This is a genomic window from Streptomyces sclerotialus, assembly GCF_040907265.1.
Taxonomy (GTDB): domain Bacteria; phylum Actinomycetota; class Actinomycetes; order Streptomycetales; family Streptomycetaceae; genus Streptomyces; species Streptomyces sclerotialus.
The window spans coordinates 5,129,733-5,142,583 of the sequence record NZ_JBFOHP010000002.1; the positions used below are offsets into that span (position 1 = coordinate 5,129,733).

General features: G+C 72.6%; 13 protein-coding genes. 9 read left to right on the plus strand and 4 right to left on the minus strand.

Annotated elements, in window-relative coordinates; translation table 11 throughout:
• The gene (locus AAC944_RS22835) at positions 1-897 is read left to right on the plus strand and encodes a hypothetical protein (RefSeq protein WP_030623368.1); all 897 of its coding nucleotides are present in this window, start codon (positions 1-3) and stop codon (positions 895-897) included.
• Positions 894-2,147, plus strand: a complete 1,254-nt coding sequence (fahA, locus tag AAC944_RS22840) for a fumarylacetoacetase (RefSeq protein WP_030623360.1) — start codon at positions 894-896, stop codon at positions 2,145-2,147. The genes AAC944_RS22835 and fahA overlap by 4 nt, the downstream gene beginning before the upstream one ends.
• Here the strand turns inward: fahA and mmpB are convergent.
• From mmpB to AAC944_RS22855, 3 genes are all read right to left on the minus strand, one after another.
• Complete coding sequence (gene mmpB / locus AAC944_RS22845) at positions 2,118-2,249, minus strand: morphogenic membrane protein MmpB (RefSeq protein WP_368396412.1); 132 nt, start codon at positions 2,247-2,249, stop codon at positions 2,118-2,120. The genes fahA and mmpB overlap by 30 nt on opposite strands.
• Positions 2,250-2,323: 74 nt before the next feature.
• On the minus strand, positions 2,324-2,533 hold the full coding sequence (locus AAC944_RS22850; RefSeq protein WP_030623354.1) for an acyl-CoA carboxylase subunit epsilon: 210 nt from the start codon (positions 2,531-2,533) through the stop codon (positions 2,324-2,326).
• Positions 2,534-2,569: 36 nt separating this feature from the next.
• Positions 2,570-4,177: an acyl-CoA carboxylase subunit beta gene (locus AAC944_RS22855; protein WP_030623351.1), complete on the minus strand. Its 1,608-nt coding sequence runs from the start codon at positions 4,175-4,177 to the stop codon at positions 2,570-2,572.
• Positions 4,178-4,338: 161 nt separating this feature from the next.
• Between AAC944_RS22855 and AAC944_RS22860 the strand changes: the two genes are divergently transcribed.
• The 5 genes from AAC944_RS22860 (at position 4,339) to hutH (ending at position 10,494) form a co-directional block, all read left to right on the plus strand.
• Positions 4,339-5,229: a biotin--[acetyl-CoA-carboxylase] ligase gene (locus tag AAC944_RS22860; RefSeq protein WP_030623348.1), complete on the plus strand. Its 891-nt coding sequence runs from the start codon at positions 4,339-4,341 to the stop codon at positions 5,227-5,229.
• A 275-nt stretch (positions 5,230-5,504) separates the two neighbouring features.
• Positions 5,505-6,596 carry an adenylate/guanylate cyclase domain-containing protein gene (locus AAC944_RS22865; protein ID WP_368397314.1) on the plus strand — a complete coding sequence of 364 codons (1,092 nt, stop codon included), beginning with the start codon at positions 5,505-5,507 and terminating at the stop codon, positions 6,594-6,596.
• 71 nt (positions 6,597-6,667) lie between these two features.
• Positions 6,668-7,474 (plus strand): enoyl-CoA hydratase/isomerase family protein, encoded by an 807-nt coding sequence (locus AAC944_RS22870; RefSeq protein WP_030623344.1) that lies wholly within the window; start codon positions 6,668-6,670, stop codon positions 7,472-7,474.
• A gap of 233 nt (positions 7,475-7,707) precedes the next feature.
• Complete coding sequence (locus AAC944_RS22875; protein WP_051872370.1) at positions 7,708-8,805, plus strand: GGDEF domain-containing protein; 1,098 nt, start codon at positions 7,708-7,710, stop codon at positions 8,803-8,805.
• Positions 8,806-8,931: 126 nt separating this feature from the next.
• Positions 8,932-10,494, plus strand: coding sequence for a histidine ammonia-lyase (gene hutH / locus AAC944_RS22880; protein ID WP_030623337.1), 1,563 nt, complete (start codon positions 8,932-8,934; stop codon positions 10,492-10,494).
• A gap of 78 nt (positions 10,495-10,572) precedes the next feature.
• Here hutH and AAC944_RS22885 read toward each other — a convergent pair whose 3' ends face one another.
• The gene (locus AAC944_RS22885) at positions 10,573-10,947 is read right to left on the minus strand and encodes a hypothetical protein (RefSeq protein WP_030623333.1); all 375 of its coding nucleotides are present in this window, start codon (positions 10,945-10,947) and stop codon (positions 10,573-10,575) included.
• Between the two features lie 106 nt (positions 10,948-11,053).
• On the opposite strand from AAC944_RS22885, the gene AAC944_RS22890 reads away from it, so the two are divergent.
• Together AAC944_RS22890 and AAC944_RS22895 are read left to right on the plus strand one after the other, a co-directional pair.
• Positions 11,054-11,380, plus strand: coding sequence for a hypothetical protein (locus tag AAC944_RS22890; protein ID WP_030623331.1), 327 nt, complete (start codon positions 11,054-11,056; stop codon positions 11,378-11,380).
• Between the two features lie 187 nt (positions 11,381-11,567).
• Positions 11,568-12,839, plus strand: coding sequence for a L,D-transpeptidase (locus AAC944_RS22895; protein ID WP_030623328.1), 1,272 nt, complete (start codon positions 11,568-11,570; stop codon positions 12,837-12,839).
• Positions 12,840-12,851: the final 12 nt, after the last annotated feature.

Below are 12,851 nucleotides of genomic sequence, written 5' to 3' on the forward strand. Positions count from 1 at the left end.
ATGACCATATCCGCGTTGTACCAACGGCTCGTGGACGATGCCGGGCTGTTCCCGCCCGAGCAGCTGGAGATGGCGGCGGCCGTCGGCCGGCACCGGGCGGACGCCGCCGCTGGTGATCCGGTGCTCAGCCACCGGTTCCTCTGCCCGGCCGGGCGGCTGCCGGAGCTGTCGGCGGCGCTGGACGCGGCCGACCGGTTCCGGCTGGGGCTGATCAGCCCGCTGGAGTGGGACCCGCTGGTGGAAGCGCACCGCCGGATCGCCGCCGACGGCCGGCTGCGGCTGGTCGCCCTGGAAGGCCCGCTGCCGGCGGGGCCCGACCTGGTCACGGCCGTCCGGCAGGCGGCGGACGCGCTGAAGAACCTGCCGTACGGCCCGCCGCCGGGCTTCCCGCAGCATGTCGAGATCCCGCTCACCGAGGGGTGGGAGGCCGCGCTGGACGAGCTGACGGCGGCCGGGCTCGCCGCGAAGGTGCGCTGCGGCGGCGTACGTGCCGAGCTCTTCCCGTCGGTCGAGCAGCTGGCGGCGTTCGTGTGCGCGTGCGTGCGCCGCGGGCTGCCGTTCAAGGCGACCGCCGGGCTGCACCACGCCGTGCGGTACCGCGACGCGGTCACCGGCTTCACCCACCACGGGTTCCTGAACCTGCTGCTGGCGGTGTGCCGGGCGGCGGACGGCGCCGCGGCCGACGGCGTCGAGGCGGTCCTGCGGTCCACCGATCCCGTCGCGCTGGCCGCGGAGGCCCGCGCGGTGACCCCGGCGCTCATCGCGCGTACCCGCACGGTGTTCACCGGGTACGGCTCGTGCAGTACGAGCGAGCCACTGGAAGACCTGCGGGCGCTGGGCCTGACCGGCCCCCGCCCGTCCCCGAAGACCTCCACCGACAGGGAGCTGGACGCATGACGACCCGATCCTGGGTGCCCGTACCGGAGCACTCCGACTTCCCCGTGCAGAACCTGCCGTACGGGATCTTCTCCCGCGCGGGCGAGCCGCCGCGCGCGGGCGTGGCGATCGGCGAACACGTGCTGGACCTGTCGCGGCTCGGCGCGGACGCCGGGCTGCCGTACGCGGAGGACTTCGCCGCACCGGCCCTGAACCCGTTCATGGCGCGCGGCCGGGACGCCTGGCGCGCGGTGCGGGCCCGCCTCACCGAGCTGCTGACCGACGAGCGGTACCGCGCGGCCGTCGGACCGCACCTGGTCCCGCGTGCGGAGGTGACGCTGCACCTGCCGTTCGAGGTCGCCGACTACGTGGACTTCTACGCGTCCGAGCACCACGCGTCCAACCTCGGCCGGGTGTTCCGCCCGAACCAGCCGCCGCTGATGCCGAACTGGAAGCACCTGCCGGTCGGTTACCACGGGCGGGCCGGGACGGTCGTGGTCTCCGGCACGCCGGTCGTGCGGCCGTGCGGGCAGCGCAAGGCGCCGGACGCCGAGGCGCCCGGCTTCGGCCCGTCCGTACGGCTGGACATCGAGGCCGAGGTGGGCTTCGTCGTGGGCGCGCCGTCGGAGCTGGGCAGCCCGGTCGCCCCCGCGGACTTCGCCGACCACGTCTTCGGGGTGGTGCTGGTCAACGACTGGAGCGCACGGGACATCCAGGCGTGGGAGTACGTGCCGCTCGGCCCCTTCCTGGGCAAGTCCTTCGCGACGTCCGTCTCGCCGTGGGTGGTGCCGCTGGACGCGCTCGAGGAGGCGCGGGTCGCGCCGCCGGCGCAGGACCCCGAGCCGCTGCCGTACCTGCGCGAGGACGAGCCGTGGGGACTGGACCTGGCGATGGAGGTGGAGTGCAACGGCACGGTGCTGTCCCGGCCGCCGTTCCGCACCATGTACTGGACGGCGGCGCAGATGCTCGCCCATATGACGGTCAACGGGGCGAGCCTGCGCACCGGTGACTTCTACGCCTCGGGCACGGTCTCCGGCCCGGAGCCGGACCAGCGCGGCTCGTTCCTCGAACTGGGCTGGAACGGCACCGAACCGGTCAAGCTCGCCGACGGCTCCACCCGCGCCTACCTCGCCGACGGCGACACCGTCACGCTGCGCGCGACAGCGCCCGCCCGGGACGGCGTGCGCATCGGATTCGGCGAGGTCAGCGGCACGGTCGAGCCGGCGCGCGAGGCGGCGGGCTCAGCCGGACCAGCCGAGCAGCAGCAGTAACAGGACGGCGGCGACCGCCAGCACGATGCCGGCCCGACGGAGCATGGCTTCTGCTTTGCGCAGCTCCTCGGAAGGATCGTCGGACGGGTCGGACCACAGCATGCTTCCGATCCTGCGCCTCTCGTCGCGGCGGCGCCTGAGTACGCGTACTCAGGCGCCGCCGCGACGTCGACCGGTCAGCGTGGCCAGAAGCTGGTCCGCCAGGCGCGCGGGCCCGGATGCGGAATCCGCCGCGGGACGCGGGACGCCGGGTCGGACCACTCCTCGCCCCGTGCCGGGCCGCCGCCCGGCTCGGCGGCAGCGGCGGCCGCCGCGCGTGCCTGCACCACCGCGACCGCGGCGGCCAGTTCCTCGGGTGTCGGGTTGCCCCGTACGACCTTGATCACCGTCAGCCTCCTCGGGTCCGTCGGGACGTGCGTGTCCTACAGCGGGATGTTGCCGTGCTTCTTCGGGGGCAGCTGCTCGCGCTTGTTGCGCAGCGTGCGCAGGCCGCGGACGATGTGCCGGCGGGTCTCGGACGGCATGATCACCGCGTCCACGTAGCCACGCTCGGCCGCTGCGTAGGGGTTGAGGAGGGTGTCCTCGTACTCGGCGATCAGCTCCTGGCGCTTCGCCTCCTGCTCCGCCGGGTCCTCGATCGCGGCGAGGGTGCGGCGGTACAGGATGTTCACCGCGCCCTGCGCGCCCATGACGGCGATCTGGGCGGTGGGCCAGGCGAGGTTGAGGTCGGCGCCCAGGTGCTTGGAGCCCATGACGTCGTACGCGCCGCCGAACGCCTTGCGGGTGATGACCGTGATCAGCGGGACGGTCGCCTCGGCGTACGCGTAGATCAGCTTGGCGCCGCGCCGGATGATGCCGTCCCACTCCTGGTCCGTGCCCGGCAGGAAGCCGGGCACGTCCACGAAGGTGAGGACGGGGATGTTGTAGGCGTCGCAGGTGCGCACGAAGCGCGCGGCCTTCTCGGACGCCTTGATGTCCAGGGTGCCCGCGAACTGCATCGGCTGGTTGGCGACGATGCCCACCGAGTGGCCCTCGACGCGGCCGTAGCCGGTGACCATGTTCGGCGCGTACAGCGCCTGGACCTCCAGGAACTCGCCGTCGTCCAGCACGTGCTCGATGACGGAGAGCATGTCGTACGGCTGGTTCGCCGAGTCCGGGATCAGCGTGTCCAGCTCGCGGTCGTGGTCGCTGGTCTCCAGGTCCGCCTCCTCGGGGAAGGACGGCGGCTCGGAGAGGTTGTTGGACGGCAGGTAGGACAGCAGCGCCTTGATGTACTCGACGGCGTCCTTCTCGTCGCCCGCCATGTGGTGGGCGACGCCGGAGGTGGCGTTGTGGGTGCGGGCGCCGCCCAGCTCCTCGAAGCCCACGTCCTCGCCGGTGACGGTCTTGATGACGTCGGGCCCGGTGATGAACATGTGCGAGGTCTGGTCGACCATGACCGTGAAGTCGGTGATGGCCGGGGAGTAGACCGCGCCGCCCGCGCACGGGCCCACGATCAGGGAGATCTGCGGGATGACGCCGGAGGCGTGGGTGTTGCGGCGGAAGATCTCGCCGTACGCGCCGAGCGAGACCACGCCCTCCTGGATGCGCGCGCCGCCGGAGTCGTTGATGCCGATGACCGGGCAGCCGTTCTTCAGCGCGAAGTCCATCACCTTGACGATCTTCTCGCCGAAGACGCCGCCCAGCGCCCCGCCGAAGACCGTGAAGTCCTGCGAGAAGACCGCGACCGGGCGGCCGTCGACGGTGCCGTAGCCGGTGACCACGCCGTCGCCGTAGGGGCGGTTCTCCGCCATTCCGAAGTCGGTCGAGCGGTGCCGCGCGAACTCGTCCAGCTCGACGAAGGACCCTTCGTCCAGCAGCAGGTCGATCCGCTCACGGGCGGTCAACTTGCCCTTGGCGTGCTGCTTTTCCACGGCGCGCGCCGAACCGGCGTGCGTGGCCTCTTCGATACGTCGCTGAAGATCCGCCAGCTTGCCCGCTGTGGTGTGGCTGGCTGAATTGTCAAACGAGGGTGCTTCCGGCTCGGACATCGGGATGCGGCTCCTGCTCGTCCTGGACTGGTGCTCGTACGGGGGACCGATTCGCTACGGGGGAGTTGCCTACCGATTCGTAGCGTATCCGCGGCGCTGCTCAGCGGCACTGCGTCGTTGACCACACTCCGCGGGCTCCGGAGCCTCCTAGGCTGGGCACCATGACGCCTCAACCTCCCGGAAACCCCGACAACTCAGACATGGACCGCGGCGGCCGGTGGAACGACCTCGACCGTCCCCCGCTGAACGCGGCGGCGCTGCGCAAGGCCCTCGTCCGGCCCGGCTCCCTGTGGACCTCCCTGGAAGTGGTCCAGGCCACCGGCTCCACCAACACCGACCTGGCGGCCCGCGCGGCCAAGGGCGAGGCGGCGGCGGGCAGCGTGCTCGTCGCGGAGGAGCAGTGGGCGGCCCGCGGCCGGCTGGACCGCACGTGGTCGGCGCCGCCCCGCTCCGGCCTCTTCTTCTCCGTGTACCTGGAGCCCGACGTGCCCTCGGCGCGCTGGGGCTGGCTGCCGCTGCTGGCCGGGGTGGCCACCGCCACCGCGCTCGCCCGCACGGCCGGCGTCGACACGGCACTGAAGTGGCCCAACGACCTCCTCCTCACCGTGGACGGCGAGGAGCGCAAGGCGGGCGGCATCCTCGCCGAGGCGGCCGGTGACGGCGTCGTCATCGGCATCGGGCTGAACGTCTCGCTGCGCGCCGAGGAGCTGCCGGTGCCCGGCGCCGGCTCGCTCGCCCTGGCCGGGGCGCAGGGCACCGACCGCGATCCGCTGCTGCGGGCCGTACTGCGCTCGCTGGAGAAGTGGTACGGCGACTGGCGGGCCGCCGACGGGGACGCCGCGGACAGCGGGCTGCAGGAGGCGTACGCGGCGGGCTGCGCGACGCTCGGCCGTACCGTCCGCGCGCTGCTCCCCGGCGACCAGGAGATCCGGGGCGAGGCGGTGGCCGTGGACGGCGACGGACGGCTGGTTCTGGCCACCGGGGACGGCGTGCAGCGCCCGGTCTCGGCGGGTGACATCGTCCATCTGCGGCCGGCCGCGGAAGCGGGCTGAGAGAGGCCGGACGCCGGGCCGGCCGGGTGTGGCGGCCCCGGGCCGGGGCCACTGGAGACGGTGGGTGGCTCTTGACGACATTCCACACATGCGAATGGTGCGTTATGTGTGGAATGTGAGAGTGAGCCAGAGCACACCTGCCGTATCGTTGACGCGATCGGTCCGGCAGCGGGCCGCGGGCGAACAGTGATCGGAAGGGCAGTGCGCAGGGATCGGAAGAGGAGGGCGCGGTGACCCTCGACGACTCGGGCGCATCGCCGCGCGACGCGGAAGCGGTGCCGCGTGACGCCGACGCCGCCGACGGCCCCGACGGGGAGTCCGGCGACGACACCATCGCCCTCCGCCTGGAACAGCTGATCCTCGGCTCCGAGCGGCGCTACACACCGTTCCAGGCGGCCCGCAGTGCCGGGGTCTCCATGGATCTGGCGTCCCGCTTCTGGCGGGCCATGGGCTTCGCGGACATCGGCCAGGTCAAGGCGCTCACCGAGGCCGACGTGCTGGCGCTGCGCCGGCTCTCCGGGCTCGTGGAGGCCGGGCTGCTGAGCGAGGCGATGGCGGTGCAGGTGGCCCGCTCGACCGGACAGACCACCGCCCGGCTCGCCGACTGGCAGATCGACTCCTTCCTGGAGGGGCTCACCGAACCGCAGGACTCCGGCCTGACCCGTACGGAGATCACCTACCCGCTGGTCGAACTGCTCCTGCCCGAGCTGGAGGAGTTCCTGGTCTACGTCTGGCGCCGGCAGCTCGCCGCCGCGACCGGCCGGGTCGTCCAGGCCCAGGACGACGCCGAGATGGTCGACCGGCGGCTCGCCGTCGGCTTCGCCGACCTGGTCGGCTTCACCCGCCTCACCCGCCGCCTGGAGGAGGAGGAACTGGGCGAGCTGGTCGAGGCGTTCGAGACCACGGCCGCCGACCTGGTCGCCGCGCACGGCGGCCGGCTCATCAAGACCCTCGGCGACGAGGTGCTGTACTCCGCCGACGACGCGGGCACCGCCGCCGAGATCGGGCTGCGCCTCATCGAGACCATGGCCAACGACGAGACCATGCCCGAGCTGCGGGTCGGCATCGCCTTCGGCACGGTCACGACCCGCATGGGCGACGTCTTCGGCACGACGGTGAACCTCGCCAGCCGGCTCACCTCCATAGCGCCCAAGGACACCGTCCTGGTCGACGAGGCGTTCGCCGAGGAGCTGAGCCGGTCCGGCGACGCGCCGGTCTCCGAGGCCGAGGCGGCAGCGGCGGAGAAGGAGGGCGACGGCCCGGTCCCCGCGTACCGCTTCGCGCTCCAGCCGATGTGGCAGCGCCCGGTCCGCGGCCTGGGCGTGGTCGAACCCTGGCTGCTGACGCGGCGTCCGCCGAAGTCCTGACGGCGGCCGCCCTTGCCCTCCCGGCTACGATCGCACCCGTAAGCGATCGTTAACCGGGAGGGACGGTACCCATGGCCGACCAGGACGAGCAGCGGTACGGCGAGTACGTAGTGGTCCGGCGCCACGGCGAGAACGTCGCCGAGCTGGCCATGGACCGCCCCAAGGCGATGAACGCCGTCTCCACGGACATGGCCAAGGCCCTCACCGCCGCCTGCGAAGCCCTCGCCGCGGACCGGTCCGTCAGGACCACCGTGCTCACCTCCACCCACGACCGGGCCTTCTGCGTCGGCGCCGACCTCAAGGAGCGCAACTCCTTCAGCGACGCCGACCTGATGCGCCAGCGCCCGTACACCCGCGCCGCCTACACCGGCGTGCTGGAGCTGCCGATGCCCACCATCGCGGCGGTGCACGGCTTCGCGCTCGGCGGCGGCTTCGAGCTGGCGCTCTCCTGCGACCTGATCGTGGCCGACCCCACCGCCGTCGTCGGCCTCCCCGAGGTCTCCGTCGGCGTGATCCCCGGCGGCGGAGGTACGCAGCTGCTGCCGCGCCGGGTGGGCGCGGCCCGCGCGGCCGAGCTGGTCTTCACCGCGCGCCGCGTGGAGGCCGCCGAGGCCGCCGAACTGGGCCTGGTCGACCAGCTCGTCGGCGCGGGCGAGGACCGTACGGAGGCGCTGGCGCTGGCCGCGCGGATCGCCCGCAACTCGCCCGTCGGGCTGCGCGCCGCCAAGCGCGCCATGCGTCTGGGGCACGGCCTGGACCTGCGGGCCGGGCTGGACCTGGAGGACGGCGCCTGGCGCAGCGTCGCGTTCTCCGGCGACCGGGCCGAGGGCGTGGCCGCCTTCAACGAGAAGCGGACCCCGGACTGGCCGGGGGAGTGACGACCGGCCGGGGAGGACGGCGGGGCCGCTCCGGCCCCGGCCCCGTCTCCCGGCGTCCCCCCGTTTCCGTCATCCGTCCATAAGGGGCGGACCATGGCAAACCTTCCTAGTCTGTAAGGTCAGGATGCGCCGACGGTTACGGAGTGTGAGTGCCGGTGACGGGCGAGGCGGCGGTCGGAGGCGGGTACGGGTGCGACGCCCGGCTGCGGGCCGTCGTGGCGCTCGCCCAGGCCATGGCCGCTGCCCACCACCCCGAGGAGTCGGCCAGGGCCGCCGCGTACGGCGCGTGCCAGGCGCTGGGCGGCTCCTTCGCCGCGGTCTCCGTGTGGGAGCGCCAGCTCGGCCGGCTCCGGGTGCTGGTCAACGTCGGTGACCTGGCCGAGGGTGAGCAGGAGTACCCGGACGACGAGTCCTACCCGGTGCACGAGTTCCCCGAGATCGTCGGCTTCCTGCACGAGCGGTGGGCGGGCGGCGGTGAGCCCGAGGCCTGGGTGGAGACCGCCGACGGGCCGCACGAGGAGGGCTCGTACTGTCATCGGAGGGTGGCCGCGCTGCGCCGCCGCGGCCGGGGCAGCTGTGTGGTGGCGCCGGTCGTGCTGCACGGCCGGGCCTGGGGCGAGCTGTACGTGGCCCGGCCGCGGGACGCGCCGGTCTTCGGCCGGGACGACGCGGACTTCGCGACCGTGCTGGCCGCGGTGGCCGCGGCCGGCATCGCCCAGACCGAGCGGCTGGCCGAGGTCCGCAGGCTCGCCTTCACCGACGCGCTGACCGGGCTGGCGAACCGGCGCGCGGTCGACATGCGGCTGGACGAGGCGCTGGAGCGGCACCGTGCCGAGGGGACGGTCGTCAGCCTGGTGATCTGCGACCTCAACGGGCTGAAGCGGGTGAACGACACCCGGGGGCACACGGCGGGCGACCACCTGCTGGAACGGTTCGGCTCCGTGCTGTCCCTGTGCGGCGCGATACTGCCGGACGCCCTGGCGGCCCGCCTCGGCGGCGACGAGTTCTGTCTGCTGGCGGCCGGGCCGCCGGCCGACGACGTGGTGCGGGTCGCGGCGGAACTGTGCCGCCGCGCGAGCGCGTTGGACCTCGGTGAGGGCGTGGCGGTCGGCGTCGCCTCGACCGGTGACCCGGTCGGCCCGGTGCGGTCGGCGCGCCGCCTCTTCCGGCTCGCGGACGCCGCGCAGTACCGGGCCAAGGCCGCCCGCGCGCCGGGCCCGGTGGTGGCGGGGCGGGACGGCGGCGCGGACGATCCGGTCGTCCGCCTGGCCGACGCGGCGGAGCAGGGTCCGGCGGTCCCGAACGGGGAGCGCCGCCGCTTCCGCCGCTGAGCACGTGACCGGGACCGGGACCGGCGTGAGGGGGCCGGGCCGCCGCCCCGTGCGTCCCAGGGGGTAAGGGGTGTTCCCGTACCCCGCTGATGACATCTGTGCTTTCACTCTCTAGGGTGCCTGAATATGGATATGCACACCGTGGTGCTGGGGACGACCGGCACGACCGCCCAGGACGTCATCGACGTGGCCCGCGGCGCCGCCCGCGTCGAGGTGTCCGCCGAGGCGCTCGCGGCCGTCGCCGCCTCCCGCGCCTTCATCGACGACCTCGCCGCCAAGCCGGACCCGGTCTACGGCGTCTCCACCGGCTTCGGCGCGCTCGCCGTCCGGCACATCAGCCCCGAGCTGCGCGCCCAGCTCCAGCGCAACATCGTCCGCTCGCACGCGGCCGGGATGGGCCCGCGCGTCGAGCGCGAGGTGGTCCGCGCGCTGATGTTCCTGCGCCTGAAGACCCTCGCCTCGGGGCATACGGGTGTACGCCCCCTGGTCGTGGAGACCATGGCGGAGATCCTCAACGCCGGCATCACCCCGGTCGTCCACGAATACGGCTCGCTCGGCTGCTCCGGCGACCTCGCGCCGCTCTCGCACTGCGCGCTGACCCTCATGGGAGAAGGCGAGGCCGAGGGCCCCGACGGCGTCGTACGGCCCTCCGGCGAGCTGCTCGCGGCCCACGGCATCGCGCCCGTCGAACTGCGCGAGAAGGAGGGCCTGGCCCTCCTGAACGGCACCGACGGCATGCTCGGCATGCTCGTGATGGCCTGCGCCGACCTGGCCCGCCTCTTCACCTCCGCCGACATCACCGCGGCCCTCTCCCTGGAGGCGCTGCTCGGCACGGACAAGGTCCTCGCGCCCGAGCTGCACGCCATCCGCCCGCACCCGGGCCAGGCCGCCGCGGCCGCCAACATGCTGAAGGTACTGGACGGCTCCGGGCTCACCGGACACCACCAGACCGGGTTTGATGGACAAGAGGGCGCCCCGCGCGTCCAGGACGCGTACTCCGTGCGCTGTGCCCCGCAGGTCGCGGGCGCGGGCCGGGACACCCTGGCGCACGCCCGCCTCGTCGCCGAGCGCGAGCTGGCCGCCGCCGTGGACAACCCCGTCGTCCTGGAGGACGGCCGGGTGGAGTCCAACGGCAACTTCCACGGCGCCCCGGTCGCGTACGTCCTGGACTTCCTCGCCATCGCCGCCGCCGACCTCGGCTCGGTCGCCGAGCGCCGCACCGACCGGCTGCTGGACAAGAACCGCTCCCACGGCCTGCCCGCCTTCCTGGCCGATGACCCGGGCGTGGACTCCGGGCTGATGATCGCCCAGTACACGCAGGCCGCGCTGGTCAGCGAGATGAAGCGGCTCGCGGCGCCGGCCTCGGTGGACTCCATCCCGTCCTCCGCCATGCAGGAGGACCACGTCTCGATGGGCTGGTCGGCGGCGCGCAAGCTGCGGACCGCGATCGACAACCTCACCCGGGTCGTCGCCGTCGAGCTGTACGCCGCGACCCGCGCGGTGGAGATGCGCGACGGGCTGACCCCGTCCTCCGCCACCCGCGCGGTACTGGCGGCCGTACGGGCCGAAGGCGTCCCGGGCCCGGGGGAGGACCGTTTCCTCGCGCCCGACCTGGCGGCGGCGTACGAGTTCGTACGGAGCGGCAGGCTGGTGGCCGCCGTGGAGTCCGTCACCGGCGCGCTGGACTGAGCCGAGGGGGCGAGAAGGCCGGGGGCGACGGGCCGCCCCCGGTGCCGTCAGGGCCCGGTCCCTCCGGGGCGCGGGCCCTCAGGCCGTCTCGGCGCGGGAGCGGCGCACGGCGACGGTGACCAGGGCGGCCCCGACGCCGAGGAAGGCCGTGCCGCCGACGGCGTACGGGGTCGTGTCGATCGAGCCGGAGTCGGCGAGCCGGACCTCGTCGGAGCCCTGTGCGCCGTCCGTACCGGCGGTGCTCCGCGTGCCTGGGACGACCTGCGACCGCTCGCCGTCAGCGGTCGCCGTTCCCGCCGCTCTGGCCTGCACCTTCTGGCCGACCGCCGGGGCGGCGGCGGAGTGCTGGGCGGCGTGGTGCTCGACGGTGGCGTTCGCCGACGGGACGAAACACAGTGCGATCAGCACCGAGCCGGCCGCAGCTGCAGTCACCAGTGGTCGGCGTGCGGTCACGGAACGATCCCCCTTCACGGCTCGGCGCGTTGGCCGTTACGCAGATGTTAGTAACAGCCGCGGGTCGCGGGGAAGCCAGGGCCCCGAGGTGCTTACGCTCCGTGGCATGAGCAACGGTGACACAGCACGGTTTGTCCGCCTGCGCGTCGAACTGGTCATGGAGGTCACGGACCCCGACCTGCTGACCGGCGCGGCCCTCGACGGCATCAGCGGCGAAGAGCACATGACCGACCAGGAGCGCAGCTACGCGCGGGAAGCGGTGCGGGCCGAGCCGGCCGAGGCCGTCGCGCATCTCATCGACCCCTTCGACCTGGTCAACGACGTCCCCGGCGTCGAACTCAGCCAGGCGTCGTGGAGCAGCGAGGAAACCGAGTACGACCCTGATTCCGAGGAGTGGGACCTGGGCGACACGGGGGACGACGAAGACGTCTGACGTCCGCGTCAACCGGCCCTCGACGGCCACGTCCGTCGCTGCGGAACCTGGGGTGTCCTTTCCCACACTTTCCCGTGCATGGAACGGCAAAAAGGGAACAGGCGTTCATCATGGGAGCGACTGGGACCAAGTGTGCCCAGATGGCTCGGGGAGGACCTCAGGTTTCGTAGCAATGGAGAACTGACTGATGACGGACAGCAAGCGCCGCAAGGGCTTCATAGCCACCGCAGCGCTGCTCGGCGGGGCGCTGACGCTCGCGGCCTGCGGCGGCGGTGGTGACAACGCGAGCGGCGACAGCGGCGGCTCGGGGCCTCCCGGGAAGCACCAGAAACAGGAGCAGGTCGACCGGGCGGCGGCCGAGGACGCCTCGGACGCCACGATCAAGATCTCTCCGAAGAGCGGTGCCGCCAACGCGGGCATCAACAACGACACCGAGGTCACCGTCGCCCACGGCAAGCTCACCGACGTGACGATGACCTCCGTCGCCACCAAGGAGAAGGTGGCCGGCACGCTCTCGGCGGACGGCAAGTCCTGGAAGCCGCAGTCCCAGCTGAAGCGCTCCACGCAGTACAAGATCACTGCGCACGCCGAGGACTCCAAGGGCCGCAAGGCGGTCGAGAACTCCACGTTCACCACCGTCTCGCCCACCAACAGCTTCATAGCCAACTTCACGCCCGAGGACGGCTCGACCGTCGGCGTCGGCATGCCGGTCTCCCTCAACTTCGACAAGCCGGTCAAGAACAAGGCCGCCATCGAGTCGAAGATCAAGGTCGCGGCGAGCAGCAACCAGAAGGTCGTCGGCCACTGGTTCAGCGACACCCGCCTGGACTTCCGCCCGCAGGAGTACTGGAAGGCCGGTACGAAGGTCACCATGGACCTCGACCTGGACGGCGCCGAGGCCTCGCCCGGCGTGCAGGGCATCCAGGACAAGACCGTCAGCTTCGACGTGGGCCGCTCCCAGGTCAGTACGGTCGACGCCAAGACCCACCAGATGACCGTGGTGCGCGACGGCAGGACCGTGAAGCAGATCCCGATCTCGGCGGGCGGCAAGGAGAACCCGACCTACAACGGTCAGCTGGTGATCTCCGAGAAGTTCGAGCAGACCCGCATGGACGGCTCGACGGTCGGCTTCAAGAAGAAGGACGGCAAGGGCGAGTACGACATCCCCGACGTCCCGCACGCCATGCGGCTGTCGGACTCCGGCACGTTCATCCACGGCAACTACTGGGGCAAGGGCATCTTCGGCAAGGCCAACACCAGCCACGGCTGCATCGGCCTGGAGGACGCCAAGGGCGCCAAGAACGACAAGACCGACGGAGCCTGGTTCTACGACCACTCCCTCCTCGGTGACGTGGTCGTCATGAAGAACTCCCCGGACAAGACCATCCAGCCCGACAACGGCCTGAACGGCTGGAACATGGACTGGACCCAGTGGCAGGCCGGCAGCGCCCTCCAGTGACGCGCACGGCCC

What these genes read in the sequence shown, in the direction of transcription:
- AAC944_RS22855 (WP_030623351.1), bottom strand. Translation starts at nt 4,177, where the DNA reads ATGTCCGAGCCGGAAGCACCCTCGTTTGACAATTCAGCCAGCCACACC.
- AAC944_RS22890 (WP_030623331.1), top strand. Translation starts at nt 11,054, where the DNA reads ATGAGCAACGGTGACACAGCACGGTTTGTCCGCCTGCGCGTCGAACTG.
- AAC944_RS22875 (WP_051872370.1), top strand. Translation starts at nt 7,708, where the DNA reads ATGGCCGCTGCCCACCACCCCGAGGAGTCGGCCAGGGCCGCCGCGTAC.
- AAC944_RS22870 (WP_030623344.1), top strand. Translation starts at nt 6,668, where the DNA reads ATGGCCGACCAGGACGAGCAGCGGTACGGCGAGTACGTAGTGGTCCGG.
- mmpB (WP_368396412.1), bottom strand. Translation starts at nt 2,249, where the DNA reads ATGCTGTGGTCCGACCCGTCCGACGATCCTTCCGAGGAGCTGCGCAAA.
- AAC944_RS22835 (WP_030623368.1), top strand. Translation starts at nt 1, where the DNA reads ATGACCATATCCGCGTTGTACCAACGGCTCGTGGACGATGCCGGGCTG.
- AAC944_RS22895 (WP_030623328.1), top strand. Translation starts at nt 11,568, where the DNA reads ATGACGGACAGCAAGCGCCGCAAGGGCTTCATAGCCACCGCAGCGCTG.
- hutH (WP_030623337.1), top strand. Translation starts at nt 8,932, where the DNA reads ATGGATATGCACACCGTGGTGCTGGGGACGACCGGCACGACCGCCCAG.
- AAC944_RS22860 (WP_030623348.1), top strand. Translation starts at nt 4,339, where the DNA reads ATGACGCCTCAACCTCCCGGAAACCCCGACAACTCAGACATGGACCGC.
- fahA (WP_030623360.1), top strand. Translation starts at nt 894, where the DNA reads ATGACGACCCGATCCTGGGTGCCCGTACCGGAGCACTCCGACTTCCCC.